General features: G+C 46.9%; 13 protein-coding genes. 8 read left to right on the top strand and 5 right to left on the bottom strand.

Going from position 1 to position 12,897, the window contains the following annotated elements; genetic code table 11:
- Positions 1-154: 154 nt before the first annotated feature.
- The 3 genes from ACOJUO_RS21265 to ACOJUO_RS21255 all read right to left on the bottom strand — a co-directional run bounded on the left by ACOJUO_RS21265 (position 155) and on the right by ACOJUO_RS21255 (position 4,396).
- Entirely contained in the window at positions 155-1,075 is a 921-nt protein-coding gene (locus ACOJUO_RS21265) for a hypothetical protein (protein WP_422133924.1), read from the bottom strand.
- A gap of 408 nt (positions 1,076-1,483) precedes the next feature.
- Positions 1,484-3,670: a hypothetical protein gene (locus ACOJUO_RS21260; protein WP_422138082.1), complete on the bottom strand. Its 2,187-nt coding sequence runs from the start codon at positions 3,668-3,670 to the stop codon at positions 1,484-1,486.
- 168 nt (positions 3,671-3,838) lie between these two features.
- Positions 3,839-4,396: a hypothetical protein gene (locus ACOJUO_RS21255; protein ID WP_422133922.1), complete on the bottom strand. Its 558-nt coding sequence runs from the start codon at positions 4,394-4,396 to the stop codon at positions 3,839-3,841.
- A 237-nt stretch (positions 4,397-4,633) separates the two neighbouring features.
- Between ACOJUO_RS21255 and ACOJUO_RS21250 the strand changes: the two genes are divergently transcribed.
- The gene (locus ACOJUO_RS21250; protein ID WP_422138081.1) at positions 4,634-4,801 is read left to right on the top strand and encodes a type II toxin-antitoxin system RelE/ParE family toxin; all 168 of its coding nucleotides are present in this window, start codon (positions 4,634-4,636) and stop codon (positions 4,799-4,801) included.
- Here ACOJUO_RS21250 and ACOJUO_RS21245 read toward each other — a convergent pair.
- Positions 4,769-5,389 carry a hypothetical protein gene (locus ACOJUO_RS21245; protein ID WP_422138080.1) on the bottom strand — a complete coding sequence of 207 codons (621 nt, stop codon included), beginning with the start codon at positions 5,387-5,389 and terminating at the stop codon, positions 4,769-4,771. The genes ACOJUO_RS21250 and ACOJUO_RS21245 overlap by 33 nt on opposite strands.
- Before the next feature lie 164 nt (positions 5,390-5,553).
- On the opposite strand from ACOJUO_RS21245, the gene ACOJUO_RS21240 reads away from it, so the two are divergent.
- From ACOJUO_RS21240 to ACOJUO_RS21230, 3 genes are all read left to right on the top strand, one after another.
- Positions 5,554-5,844 carry a type II toxin-antitoxin system RelB/DinJ family antitoxin gene (locus ACOJUO_RS21240; RefSeq protein ID WP_422133919.1) on the top strand — a complete coding sequence of 97 codons (291 nt, stop codon included), beginning with the start codon at positions 5,554-5,556 and terminating at the stop codon, positions 5,842-5,844.
- 96 nt (positions 5,845-5,940) lie between these two features.
- On the top strand, positions 5,941-6,120 hold the full coding sequence (locus ACOJUO_RS21235; protein ID WP_422137111.1) for a type II toxin-antitoxin system RelE/ParE family toxin: 180 nt from the start codon (positions 5,941-5,943) through the stop codon (positions 6,118-6,120).
- Positions 6,121-6,627: 507 nt separating this feature from the next.
- On the top strand, positions 6,628-8,109 hold the full coding sequence (locus ACOJUO_RS21230) for a hypothetical protein (RefSeq protein ID WP_422138079.1): 1,482 nt from the start codon (positions 6,628-6,630) through the stop codon (positions 8,107-8,109).
- 7 nt (positions 8,110-8,116) lie between these two features.
- On the opposite strand, the gene ACOJUO_RS21225 is transcribed toward ACOJUO_RS21230, so the two are convergent.
- Positions 8,117-8,584 (bottom strand): Lrp/AsnC family transcriptional regulator, encoded by a 468-nt coding sequence (locus tag ACOJUO_RS21225; protein ID WP_422133917.1) that lies wholly within the window; start codon positions 8,582-8,584, stop codon positions 8,117-8,119.
- A 306-nt stretch (positions 8,585-8,890) separates the two neighbouring features.
- Between ACOJUO_RS21225 and hppD the strand changes: the two genes are divergently transcribed.
- From hppD to ACOJUO_RS21205, 4 genes are all read left to right on the top strand, one after another.
- A complete protein-coding gene (gene hppD, locus ACOJUO_RS21220) occupies positions 8,891-9,979 on the top strand; it encodes a 4-hydroxyphenylpyruvate dioxygenase (RefSeq protein WP_422138078.1) in 1,089 nt (362 codons plus the stop codon).
- Complete coding sequence (phhA, locus tag ACOJUO_RS21215) at positions 9,957-10,874, top strand: phenylalanine 4-monooxygenase (RefSeq protein ID WP_422138077.1); 918 nt, start codon at positions 9,957-9,959, stop codon at positions 10,872-10,874. The genes hppD and phhA overlap by 23 nt, the downstream gene beginning before the upstream one ends.
- A 199-nt stretch (positions 10,875-11,073) precedes the next feature.
- On the top strand, positions 11,074-11,922 hold the full coding sequence (locus ACOJUO_RS21210; RefSeq protein WP_422133914.1) for an alpha/beta fold hydrolase: 849 nt from the start codon (positions 11,074-11,076) through the stop codon (positions 11,920-11,922).
- 76 nt (positions 11,923-11,998) lie between these two features.
- Positions 11,999-12,856, top strand: coding sequence for a DUF4892 domain-containing protein (locus tag ACOJUO_RS21205; protein ID WP_422138076.1), 858 nt, complete (start codon positions 11,999-12,001; stop codon positions 12,854-12,856).
- Positions 12,857-12,897 lie beyond the last annotated feature (41 nt).

Here is a 12,897-nt window from a genome sequence, read left to right as displayed (position 1 = left end):
GCCAACTGGCGCTGTTCCAGTCCGCATAGTGGCGACTATCCATTTTCGTACCAAACAGAAAGCGGAATATCTGTCGGAGCAGGTCATACAACGTTTAAAAGACTGTGGTCTGACATTGCATCCGGAAAAGACAAAGCTGGTCCAGGTGACTTTGTTAAGAAAATGGTACAAAAATTATTCTAGCCGTATGATCACTCATCATGAAGTATAAAAAGCAGCCTTCGAATTGCTCTTTAGATATATTAATTGAATAACGCTTGATATTGTCCAACAGGCAATGTGTAATGCTTTCGTTATGTTCAATTAAATCAGTTTCTGATGCATGATATAGGAATGTTCTGTTTGACAGCATTAAATCTACATCATGCCTGGTTAGCCCTCGTGGTTTGTTTTCTTTAGAGTTGTTTTCTACTGTTAGTAATACAATATAATTTTTTATTTGAGCTGATTTGGTTTGTCTGGAAAGTTGATCGAATGTTGAATAAATTGTAGATGATGCTCCTGAATAATTAATAATCTTGGCAATGTCTTCCTGTCTATTAATGTAAGTGTCTTGCTGCTCTACATTATCAATCAAGATAGACAAATCCTCCTCGTTCATCCGAATAGCTTCATTGATTGGAACCACTAATGATGAATTGACACTGAATTCTGGTGGTACGTCTAATTCAGCATTTGCTCCTGGTGGCGGGAACCTTAGATTCCTGGTTGCACGCAATACTAAGGAAAATCCTCTACGACAGCCATAGAGGATAGTTACAGGAAGGGCTGCAATTGAAATACCTGTGACTGCTGTTGCTGCACCAATGGTAAGAAAAGTGCCGCCTATTAAAATACTAACACCTGCCAGTGTTGGAATTGATCTGATTGTTGCTCGCCAGCCATGGTATGTTGTTTGAACGCCATTACTTACAACGGTAAGTTGTGCCCCTGTTTCAGAAGTTGAATATCTATATTCAGAAGTTGAATATCTATAGTTAAATTCAAATGAATAAGAACGCTCGGAAGAGGCTAAAGCCAAGAGAAACGATATTATATAAAACAGCTTTATCGTAGAGTGAGTGGTTGTTTTCATTGACTCAACCTATGCATTAGAAATTTCATTTAAGGTAGAGTCGTTTTTGTCTTTTGTCACGTAACGAGTCTGTAGAAAAAACATCTCAAAGGCTGCTATCTCCAAGAGACTCACTTTAATATTCATTTAATCCTGTTTCAGATATTCAGTTACTGACTTTTTTCTGGTTTTTCAGGGTAAGTTCGGTCGGTCTGATTTCCTGCCTATGACCAAGCGGTGGTTCCGACGTCACCAGTCGTTTGCCGTAAAAAAACCGAGGGGCACCCGGTTACTGCTGATGAAGGCTTCTTTATAAGTCCAGACGCTATAGGCTGGCTGTAGCCTGTGAAGTCAGAAACCTCCCATGACAAGGCGGAGAGCGTCACAGCAGGTATTGTAAATACCTGAATTCCCATTAATAAATGCTTATTATTCCGGCGGTAAATGAGGGCAGGGGATCTGAACCAGTTGAGTATTTTCATCAACATACCATTCTATTTGACCGTTTTTGGTGCTCAGTTTCACTGTAACTTCTGGTTCTGTTGCTGCAACGACATCCCGTTTCAGATCTTTCATGGAAACAATGGATCTGCCGGAAATTTGATATGTTTCCAGTCCCATAATCCCGGCACCTTTTGCTCCCAGTGAATAGGGTGGTTTGCTGGCGATCATTGTGTAATCAACGGCAAGGTCACCGTTTGCCAGTTGTGTGACGGTTATCTGGTGGTTATCGTCAGCGTCCCTGCCCATAGGATTCAACAGAAAGGGGGTCACCTTAAACAGTCGATAAGTCTCAAGTTTGGTCTGGTAAGCAGCAAAAGTCTGGGTCAAAAGTTTTGACAGAGTCCTGGCAGCACGTATGTCGCGAAGAAAACGCATCATTTGAGTGACTTCCAGCGAATGTCCGATACGAGAAAAAGTTTGATCCTTTCTTCGCTTTATGCTGCCAGTAGCTACCTTGAACTGATAGTCTGTTCGCACGCGGTCCTTTTCAAATTGGCTCAGCATTTCGTTGGAATCGTTAATACTGTTCAGAATGACTTGCCACTCTTTCGTCATGTTTTCTTTTATGCCCAGAAATTCCGGGGAAACAGGCATGTCATGGTTAAGACCATACTTTAACGCCACGGGTAATCTTTTTGTTAATTCGCCTGTGATATGGCTCAGCCATTTTTCTGAAGGCTCCCCGATCATTTGGCGGGTGTCAGAAGAAACACTGGGTACTGAACAGGCATCGTGTATTTCCTCAACGAGAGCAAACAGGTGTGATAGACCTTTGTCGTAGGAAAAAATTTCCGTTCCTGAAGCCACTTGGACCAGCAATGTGGGAATGTCTGCAACGTAGAAATTTCTTAAATTTCTATCAGAATTATTGAATCGTTCAACCCTCTGTACAATAAAAGTCATATCCTGATGAAATGTTTGTTGCCAGGGAGTGTTCTGAATTCCATGGATAGGTTGATCATTTGTCAGGTGCCGGGCGATAAGGGTAAAAAGCTGGCTCTGCATGCTCATTTGTTCGGGGGCCTGAATCAGCAGTCCCATGATGTAATGATTAAGTCTCTCCTGAGTCAACTGCTGTTGTTGAATATCGGACAACATTGCTGCCAGCATCTTTTTAGTGCTTTCATCCAGGGAGGCTGAACTCCACGACACAAGGCACTCTATCAAGTCCGGCTGAATGGGATTTGAAGTTTCTGCGGCTTGCAGTTGCTGCTCCAGGGTCTTTCCGGCCTGAAATGCTTTTACAAAACGCTTGATGGACTGCTCTAGTCCATCAAAGTACTGAATTCCGGGTAGGAGAGTCAGGTTAATCAAATGGTTTTCATCCAAGGGTTCACAAAGCTGACTCTTCAAAGGTTCATCGACCTGTTGCGACAGGGACTGACAGAAGTGTTCCAGCTTTTGTAATGTCATCAGGCCTGTTTGTTCAGACACCAGCGCCTTAACCGGTCGGGACCTGCGGGTTCGTTCCATCAGTTCAATATGGTCGAGCGTGATATCGACTGAAACCAGTGTGTAACTGTTGTCTTCTTCCCGATGGATAAAGCCCATCTGGCTGAGCTCATTGTTGGTAAAAAGTGGTGCTTCTTCTGTTCTGGCAGGATAAACACAGTGAAACACAAACCCCTGATCAAGTTTTCCACCGTCGTTTAACCAGATTCGACCAAACTCAACCAGGTCTGTACAGGCGAGATAGCGATCAAGCAGGAACAGCTTTCTGTTATTCACTTTTGATGCGAAGAATCCTGAAGGCTTCAGTGAGTTAACCTGACCAGAAGCCATTCCAAGCTTTGTTAATACAAAGGCTACTTTGCTGCGCAGCTGATTTTTGTCTGCATAAAAGTCCGAATAGTGCTGTTCCAGAGACGCTACAAATTGATTCAGTTCACGCTGCCAGAGCTTTTTGTGGCGCAACTGCAGTAGTTCCTCTCCCTGACCTCTGGCAGTCACTTGCCAGTGTGCCAGGGTTTTTGCAGAAAAGGGCTGAACTGTCGGGAGCGTATTTTGTGTGGGCAGACTCCTGACCTTATGACCCAGCCAGAAACCGGAGAGACGGCCAAGTCCACTGTGCAGAGAGCGATAGACTGAGCTGACAAAACTGGGTATCCGCATACCGGCTTAATCTTCCATGAAGAGGCTGATGGGGGGCTGTGTAAACTTTAACCTATCATAAAAAGCCAGAGAAACATGAGTTGTTAAGCCAGTTTCGTGTGCGCCAAACCCTTGTCAATTATTGGGGGACGCTCCCTCTCCGGTCGGAATTGGTACACCGATTGAGAATTAGTTTTCCAGCTCGAGCATCCAGTCACCTGGTATCCAAAAGTCGTCCAGATCCAGTGATAATACCGGGCGATCACCCTGATCAGACAAGGCCCTGGCATCTTTAAAGGCTTCAAGGCAGTCATCTTCGAGAATTGGGCCAATCAACTCAGGCCGGTATTTGTTGTCTTTTCCTGCCCGGTCGAGAATTTCGACGGCTTCGAATCCGAAAGAGCAATCCCAGAGTTCTTTGAGGCTGATTCTTGAAGCGCCGTAGGCGATTCTGGCAATGTTGATATCGTGCATATTGCACCAGAGAATCGTCGACATGGCTGCGCAGTCCGGCTCGGTATTGGTCAGCAGAATCAGCTCCTGATCCCGGCGGACATGATAGTTCTGTGCCAATGCATGAAGGGCCAGACCTTCAGCGCTGAACAGGGGACTGATATGCCGGGCATAAGCGGCAGTCACCAGAATCTGGCCGCAGGGGTCCAGGATGCAGCAGGAAAAAGGTGCTACGGGGTTGGCATTGATGCCAAGCTCGATCAGCTCTCCCATCATTTCTTCGTACTCTTGCATAACCGTTCTCCGGACGGGTTGAAATCATCAAGAGAGACACAGGCTATTTGTCATGTCCCAATTGTTAAGCGGAAAAGAGCCTGAATAAAGCGGAAAAAACTGCCAAATTTATAGTTCCATTTGTCATCTCCATCAAGGTATTGCGCCCATTTCTTCGAAAAGTGCAATGTCCACAAAGCGCAGTATATTCCGGGTACAATTTTCTCATGTCACAGCAGTGCGATTCTGTACACACTGGTGGAAACCGCCATTGCCAGAGTGTTCTATACAGTAGCCGGTGCTAGCATGCTGTTACTGCACGGCTTTATCAAAAAGTCGGATAAAACCCCGGCAAACGATCTTAAGCTGGCAAAAACGCGCCGTGATGACGTGCTAAGGGAACAGAAAGGAGGTAGTGATGAGTAATCCCCATATTGGCAGCAGTTTCGACGACTTCCTGGAAGAAGAGGGCTTGCTGCCCGAATGCCAGGCAGAGGCCATAAAGCGAGTACCTGGAAAAAGAGAAGGCCAACAAATCAACCTTTGCCCGCCGCCTGGGTACCAGCCGTTCACAACTGGATCGGCTTCTTGATCCCAACAGCACCAGCCTGAATCTGAAAACACTCGCGAATGCCGCTCAGGTGATGGGGAGAAAGCTGGAGTTGAGGATTGTTTGATTTGCCCGGCTTCGCCAACCCTTAGCCAGATTGACGGCAGATGCTTTAATGGGCTTCTTTTCTGGTAAGGTCTGCAAGTCAATGATCTGGTACTGGAACACCCGTTGACATCCTCCCACAGATAAAGAGGGTGTCGCAAAACTCCAACAGCTCGTCCCCGTGCTCTGAGGTCGTCATTCCCGCGAAGGCGGGAATCCAGCGCCAACGGTGGATCTCTGCCTTCTCGGGGATGACAAGGCCAGGGGGGCACCGGGCAGTATGGTTCTGGTGGTGAGTCAGTGTGGATTCCCGCCTTCGCGGGAATGACGAGAATGAAGTCGGGAATGACGAGAGTCAACTCGTTCCCATGCTGGAGAGAGTTTTGTGACACCCTCAGAGCGTGGGAACGAGTCGTAAAATACGTGGCCAGAAGGAGAAAAGGAATAGTGAAGCTCCCAATACTTGGCTGTCTCTCAATTGAGAGACATACTAAATAAACATCACTTAAAAAGGATATTTGTTATGGCTCATACATCAATGTTGCACGTCCGTGTAGATTCTGCTTTAAAAACAGAAGCGACCGAAAAGCTGGCCAACTTCGGCTTAACCCTGTCTGATGCGGTTCGGATCCTGCTGACCCGGATAACCAAAGAAGGTGGCCTGCCCGTCGGCCTTACCAGTGACCCTGAAGCGCATGATGCCTGGTTCCGGGAGCGGGTTAAGGAAGCCTTGAACTCTGAAGATGTTTTATCCCATAACCAGGTTATGGATGAAGCCCAAGCCTTGATCGAAAGGAAAAAACAACGTGCATAAATTGGAGCGGTTGGGCCTTGCTCGTAACGACCTTTTGACCATTGTTGATTACACTCCGATGATAACTTAGAGACGGCCCCTCGACTCAAGGACGACATTCAGGCCAAAGCTGAAAAGCTTATGGATTTTCCCAAAATTGGCAGGGTAGGCCGGGTTGTAGGTACAAGGGAGTTAGTGGCTTGGGGAAATTACATTATTGTGTACAAGGTAAGTGAAACCACCATTCGGATACTTCGCATTTTGCATGCCGCACAGCAATGGCCACTGTCGAAATAGGGGTTATGACCGTTAGCGTACGTTTTCGTTCCGGCTCCAGACCTCTGACAGCGAGATCGATATGGCGTTGTCGAAGGTGTCCATTGCCAAGCTGATTGAATGATGGGTTTATGGCCATCAGTGCGCAGGATGATATTGATCTCTTCGCTATACCCAAGCTGTTCTAACAAGTCGAAATAAAGCCGGGTTCCGGGAATAAAATCCCTCAGTCCTTCAGGCAGTCTCAGGGCGGGAAGTGCCATCAGGCTCTAGTGTCAGGTCTGGAAAAGAATCCAGGGCAGCCGTTTTTTTTGCTGCTAGTTGTCGTCAAAGCTGTAACCGCCTTCACCTCCGGTAAGAATGGTTTCTTCTGAAGGTGACGGTGAGGGTGTTAGTCCTCAATCTATATCCCTGCCCATTTGAGGTATCACAAAACTCTGTTTCCCATATTTTCAGGCCCTATGTGTCCCAGCATTTTTGCTAATGCACTACATTCTATGAAATGCCTAAGGTATAGAGGAGCAATCCATGTCAGTAAATGTGATGACAAGACTATCGTGGCGATGTGAAAAAAATTATTTCCTGTCCGGATGTATTCTTACTTTAACGGCACTGATACTGCCTCTGTCAGGCCTGAGTCTGGAGATCTTATCTGATGAGGTGGTTGAACCTGCAAGCTGTCTCAATCAGGAGTCGGACTTTCTCAGTCGGCTGAAGCATAATCAAAGATATTACCTGTTCTGTCATGTTCCTGTCTCGGACTGGAAGGTTTTTCGTGATGACATCATTGATGATGAATCTTTAAACGTGGAAGCGGAACAGCTGGTTGAGAAAATCAGCAATAATGACTTTATATTACCGGCCTCTGGCACTGAAAATTCTGAAGTCAAAAATGATGACGCAGTGCTGGAAAAAATGTTCGACCTTCTGGTCTACATTCATATTCACCTTGCCGGTCAACTCACCACTGACAACCTTTTGAATGCCTGGATCACCCAGTTGCTTCCAGCTGCTCAGTTTGGTTCTGCATCAATAAGCAAGCTTGATTCTGTTAGTGATGGCTCTTTTCAGGGTGTCCAGGTTAACCTTGATGAGCGCTATCGGAAAGCTTTCCTCAAATCAGCAACGCGTGTTGACCGTTGCCCTCATGCGGCTTCTGAAAAAGCGGCAGCGGTTTTAACCTGGCTTCGAATTTTGGACATAAATTCTGAGCCGTTTATCTATGATCGAGAAAAAAACCTGGTGCAGATACCCATCATGGCAAAAGTCTGGGCTGATATTGCCGAGCATAATCGATTACATTTCTATCATGAGACCTTCGGACAATCACCGGAAAAACCTGTTCTTTTTCTCGGCGCGCCTGATATAAAAGCGCTCTATAAGCTTCGCAAAAATGGCCTGCACCCGGTGACACTTTACCACCCAAAACTCAGCGAGCCGTCTCTGACAGCTGACGACTGTTATGCGGGCCCGGCTATGTCTGCCTGGCACGGTATGAGCTACATCATACTGTTATCGACACTGTCCAATGACACTAAGCAGCACAGCTATGAACTCTATAATTCATTGACGCAACTGGGACAGGAATTACAAACGGGTTCTCCATCATCTCCCGGGAATGCTTTTTTCCTGGCGCACTATTTAGAAGCCATGGATCGGTTATCGAGGACAACGGACTGGAATAAAGACCTGGCATTCTTATTGAGGGGACTGTTCAAATATAAGCCTTTTTTTGAGGGGAAGTCTGTTAACATCAGTGACTCCACTTATTTCGATATTCTTGAAATCGGGCATCACAACCATGCTATTGGTGATGGGCGCGATGATTTAATGAAGCTGTTATCGCTAATGATGAATGCCAAGACTGAGCTTCAAGAAGCCCACTGGGGCTTGGCCGGCCATTATTATGTCTTCACACACATGGACAAATGGTTAGGGCGTGGAAACAGCAAGGAGCTTGGGCTGGTTCCGCAAACTCTGGTGGAACTCTGGAGAGCAGTGCGTCAGTAAGTTTGTTTCACAAAGGCAGCGCCGTAGTGGATTTAACCGAGGCCAGGGCCAGGGCTGTCTTGACATGACTGACGCCGGGCAGGGTCAGGAGCTCTTTCATGATAAATTCATTCAGAGCCTGACTGTTGGCTGCCATGACTTTTAACAGATAGTCTCCATCGCCGGTTATCGAGTGGCACTCCAGTATCTGATCCATAGGTAAGATGGAGGTCTGAAAACTTTCAGCAGAGTGCTTGCCATGGGTTTCCAGTGTCACAGTGACAAAAGCCGAGACATCCAGACCCAGGGCTTCGGGGTTTAGTTGTGCCACCTGCTTCCTGATGTAGCCCAGCTTTTTCAGGCGGCTAATGCGTCTGGAGCATTGGGAGCTGGACAGGTTTACCTTGTTAGCCAAGTCTGCCAGAGAGACTCCATCTTCCTTCTGCAGACTATCCAGAAGACTTACGTCGTACTTATCCAGAGATTCAGTCATCATGAACAAGGCCCTGATATGCAATCAAATTGCATGATGTTGTTTTATTGCTTTTTATGTCGCAACCATTTTGCATGACCACCCTTTTATACTGTATTTACTATGGAAATGCAGCACTTTCAATGGCCGATACCGCTTGGTTATGGTTGGTGAGTTCTTCTCCCTGACACCTTTCAGATTATTGGCAATCTTGAGCTGAACTAACAAGAAGCTAATAGACGTCTGATTTGCCAAGGTTGGCCGATAGATAGAATAGCGGACTTTAAAGGGATAGTTAGCCCGAATTCGTCCATAAAATGAGGGTAATTTATGAAAGGCATTGGCCATTCTGCAAAGGTTTCTGATATTAATCCCATGGGGACTGACGGCTTTGAATTCGTAGAGTTTGCCTCTGCAGAGCCCGCTGCGCTCCATGAGTTCTTCGCAAGCCTCGGTTTTCACGCATCTGCTCATCATAAAACCAGGGATATTGCTCTTTACAAGCAAGGCGATATCCATTTTCTGGTAAATGGTGATGCCAGCAGTTTTGGTCGTCGTTTCTATGAAAAACATGGTCCCTGTGCCTGTTCTTTTGGTATCCGTGTGGCAGACGCTGAGTATGCACTGGAGCGAGCCCTGAGTCTGGGTGCAGAGCAGGGCGAATCTGAATATTCGGTCGATGGTCGTGAAATCCCCTGCATTGTTGGTGTTGGCGGCGCTTTGCTTTACCTGGTTGAGCGTTATGGGTCGGCAGGCACCATTTATGACAGCGATTTTGAGTTTGTTCAGGATCAGACAGAAAAACCTGAAGTCGGTCTGGAAATACTGGATCATCTGACCCACAACGTGGCACGTGGCAACATGGATCACTGGGCTGTTTTTTATGAAAGGCTTTTTAATTTCCGCGAGATTCGCTACTTTGATATTGAGGGCAAGCTGACGGGGCTCAAGTCCAGGGCCATGACCAGCCCCTGCGGCAAGGTCAGAATTCCCATCAATGAATCTTCTGATGATAAAAGCCAGATAGAAGAATATCTTGAGCAATACAAGGGCGAGGGTATTCAACATATTGCCCTGACAGCCGGAAATATTTATGAAGCGGTAGACAGAATGAGGGGTTTGGGGGTTAAGTTTATGTCGCCGCCACCGGATACTTACTACGAAATGCTGGGTGAGCGTCTGCCATGGCACGGGGAAGTGGTTGAAGACCTGAAAACCAGAGCTATTCTGATGGATGGTGCTCCCACTTCAGACGGCGGTTTGCTGCTACAAATCTTTACCGAAACCGCCATCGGACCGATCTTTTTTGAGATCATCCAGCGTAAGGGCGACGAAGGTTTCGGAGAGGGTAACTTTAAGGCTCTGTTCGAAAGCATGGAGAGGGATCAGATTCGTCGTGGTGTTTTGCAGGAAGAATGACTTTTCTTGCATCTCTCAGATCAGGCTGTCTGTTTTCGGACAGCCTCCAGGCTGTGAAAATGGCTATGGCGATTGCTTTTTTCACAGCAAAAGGAATTTCAGATTGAAGAAGCCCACACAGTATACAGCCCGAAAGCCTGATGAAAAGGGTTTTATCGAGTATCCCGCCGAAGAGCATGAAACCTGGCGAATACTCTATGAACGTCAGATCTGGGCGGTCGAAAAGAGAGCCTGTCCCGAGTATATCAGGGGGCTGGGGATTCTTGGTCTTTCTGCTGAGCAAATCCCTCAGCTCAATGACATCAGTGAGAAGCTGCTTGAATGCACCGGTTGGTCGGTGGCCAGAGTTCCAGCTCTTATCTCCTTTGACCGTTTCTTTGAATTATTGGCCAATCGTCGTTTTCCGGTGGCTACTTTTATCCGCACCCGTGAAGAGCTGGATTATCTTGAGGAACCGGATATCTTCCATGAAATATTTGGACACTGTCCTTTATTGACGAACCCCGATTTTGCGAAATTTACTGAAACCTATGGTCAGTTGGGACTCAGAGCAAGCAAAGAAGAAAGAGTTTATCTGGCAAGGCTGTACTGGTTGACCGTGGAGTTTGGCCTGGTCATGACAGATGAAGGGTTGAGAATATATGGAGGAGGTATTCTCTCCAGCTTCAGAGAAACGGTCTACGCTGTCGAAAGTGAGGATCCTGAGCGTCTGTCCTTTGATTTGATGACGGCTTTGAGAACTCCCTACCGGATCGATATTCTTCAGCCGGTCTACTTTATTATCCAGTCCCTTTCAGAGTTACACAGTCTGACAGAAATGGATCTGATGGCAAAAGTACATGAAGCCATGAAGCTGGGACTATTAACCTCAAAATTCGCCCCCAAGAGTGCCTGAGCCTATTGTCGCTGGTGCGGGGATCTGGTTGCTTTACCTTTAATATCCTGATAATTTTTCGGCATTCTCGGGCTGTTCGGTGAATGGATAAAACTGCCTGAAAACTTTTGTGATGAGACCGACAGGCTCCTGACCATAATTTATGGCGAAAATAATGACACACTGTCGTGGAAGATAGAGAGGCTGACAAGAGAGAGCTATGGAGCCTAGAGACATTGAAATCAGTATCGGGCGGATGAACTTCTCCGGTCAGGAATGGGGCGACCCGCAAGGAAAGCCCCTGATTGCCCTGCATGGTTGGCTGGACAACGCCGCCAGTTTTACTCCTCTGGCTCCCTTTCTGAAAGATGTGCGTTTGATTGCTATTGATCAGGCCGGACATGGGCGTTCCTCCCATCGACCCGATGAACTGGATTATTCCATCTGGCACTACGTCGAAGATCTGGTTGGAATCGCTGATAGCCTGGATTTGGAATCCTTCAGTTTAATCGGGCACTCAATGGGAGCCATTGTTTCGGTGATGGCTTCAGCCATTCTGGGGGATCGGATTGAGAAAGCGATTTTGCTGGATGGGCTTTTTCCCATGCCCAGAAAACCTGAAGATACTCCCAGTGCCCTGGCGGCCTACATTCAGGAACGAAAATCCTTTCGAAAAGGCAAGCCAGTAAATCGTTACCGCTCTTTGGAGCATGCTATTCGTGTACGTTGTCTGGGACAATTTCCAGTATCGCGGGACTCTTCCGCATTGCTGGTGGAGCGAGCGTTATTTCAGGACGGTGATGCCTGGACCTGGCGAACCGATCCACGTCTGAAGTTGCCTTCTCCCACTCGTTTTACAGAAGATCAGGCGCTGGCCTTTGCAGAACAGATGAGCTGTGATGCACACATGCTTTACGCAAAAGAAGGTTATGTTGATGCTTTGATTGAGCCATACCGTGAACGTCTTGATAATGTCCGGTTTTATCCGATGCCAGGCTCCCACCACTTTCATATGGACGGGGAGACGGATTCTGTAGCCACCATAGTGAACACTGTTATGAGTTCTTGACTCTGTCTGGCGGGCCAGGCACCTGAAAGGTACTTATATCCGATAAAAAAGCGGTACTTCATTGGTCGGGATTGAAATGCAAATCATAGCCATTTTTCATTCTTTGTTAAGACGAACACTTACTTTAACATTGGCAGGTGGCCTTATTGCCTCTGCTACTCTAATTGCTGATGAAATAGTCCCGTTTCCCAATGCCACTCTCAACCTTGAATTCGAACAGCAGGTGACCAGCTATCCGGTCATCAGTAGCCCAATGAAAAAGGTGAATGGTGTCGTGACTGCCGATTCAGAGCAGTGGCTTGATGGCTCTCTCAATCGAAAACTCTACCAGCTGCCCAGTGGTAAAAGCAGTGACGAAGCCTATCGATTTTTTACCGATCAGTTTGAAAAACTGGGTGTCACCTCTGTATACAGCTGCGAACGTTTCAGCTGTGGGGCCAGCAATTTCTGGGCGAATAATGTTTTTGATGTAGCTCGTTTGTATGGACTTGATAAGACTCAAGCCTATTTTCTGGGTGAAAAGCAAGTCGATGGCAAGACCGTTTATTATCTGACCTATACGGTTCGCAGAGGCGACAAAAGAGAGTACGCCCTGGTCGATATCTTCACTGCAGGCAAAACAAAAGTAGTGAGGAATAACCAGGTTGTCATGACCACCTTGCCGACCAGTTCATCTACCCTGGCCCGTTCAGAAGCCTACAAGTCTCTGCTTAAGGCTTTTGAAAACCAGACCAGAGCCTTATTGATTACGGTCGAGTCAGCTTCGGCTGAAAGAGTCTCTGAGGTGGACAGTCTCAGCAGGCGGTTGCAACAATTCAAAAGCCTCCTTCAATCCAGACTGAGGGAAGACGCTATTGGCTCCAGTCGTTTCCGGATTCAGTGGATTGTTGGAGATCAGGAAGAGGCAATGATGCATTGGCAGTTGCTTCAATAGAGTAACTTGATAGCCATCATAGCGTCTTCCTCCATCGGGAA

Origin of the sequence: Endozoicomonas sp. ALC020 (genome assembly GCF_049275935.1) — a bacterium.
In the GTDB taxonomy this organism is placed as follows: Bacteria; Pseudomonadota; Gammaproteobacteria; order Pseudomonadales; family Endozoicomonadaceae; genus Endozoicomonas_A.
This window is presented reverse-complemented; position numbering and strand designations above follow the sequence as displayed.

What these genes read in the sequence shown, in the direction of transcription:
- ACOJUO_RS21265 (WP_422133924.1), bottom strand. Translation starts at nt 1,075, where the DNA reads ATGAAAACAACCACTCACTCTACGATAAAGCTGTTTTATATAATATCG.
- ACOJUO_RS21260 (WP_422138082.1), bottom strand. Translation starts at nt 3,670, where the DNA reads ATGCGGATACCCAGTTTTGTCAGCTCAGTCTATCGCTCTCTGCACAGT.
- ACOJUO_RS21255 (WP_422133922.1), bottom strand. Translation starts at nt 4,396, where the DNA reads ATGCAAGAGTACGAAGAAATGATGGGAGAGCTGATCGAGCTTGGCATC.
- ACOJUO_RS21240 (WP_422133919.1), top strand. Translation starts at nt 5,554, where the DNA reads ATGGCTCATACATCAATGTTGCACGTCCGTGTAGATTCTGCTTTAAAA.
- ACOJUO_RS21230 (WP_422138079.1), top strand. Translation starts at nt 6,628, where the DNA reads ATGTCAGTAAATGTGATGACAAGACTATCGTGGCGATGTGAAAAAAAT.
- ACOJUO_RS21225 (WP_422133917.1), bottom strand. Translation starts at nt 8,584, where the DNA reads ATGATGACTGAATCTCTGGATAAGTACGACGTAAGTCTTCTGGATAGT.
- hppD (WP_422138078.1), top strand. Translation starts at nt 8,891, where the DNA reads ATGAAAGGCATTGGCCATTCTGCAAAGGTTTCTGATATTAATCCCATG.
- ACOJUO_RS21210 (WP_422133914.1), top strand. Translation starts at nt 11,074, where the DNA reads ATGGAGCCTAGAGACATTGAAATCAGTATCGGGCGGATGAACTTCTCC.
- ACOJUO_RS21205 (WP_422138076.1), top strand. Translation starts at nt 11,999, where the DNA reads ATGCAAATCATAGCCATTTTTCATTCTTTGTTAAGACGAACACTTACT.